1 protein-coding gene is annotated in these 238 nt (G+C 61.3%); it reads right to left on the reverse strand.

The window, feature by feature from the left end:
- On the reverse strand, window positions 1–238 hold a 238-nt coding region (locus KW830_RS21600; RefSeq protein ID WP_218334322.1), incomplete at both ends, for a hypothetical protein.

Below are 238 nucleotides of genomic sequence, written 5' to 3' on the forward strand. Positions count from 1 at the left end.
TCACTTCCTGGCCGTTGCTCAGTGTGAGCTTGAAGTCCTGCGCACCATCCGTGACATGGCTCAGGTTCACCGTGTAGGTGATCGAGCCCGCATCTTCGTTGCCCTCGCCTGCGCTGGTCAGCGTGGCGGTCGTGGTGTTGATGCTGTCGCCGATCACCACTGGGGTGCTGTCGTTGACCACGTCCAGGTCTTCAAAATTGCCACCGCTGCCCTCGGCCGCAAAGCCGTCGACAGTCAG

The sequence above is a fragment of the Comamonas sp. CMM03 genome, assembly GCF_019218715.1.
Lineage (GTDB): Bacteria > Pseudomonadota > Gammaproteobacteria > Burkholderiales > Burkholderiaceae_C > Comamonas > Comamonas terrigena.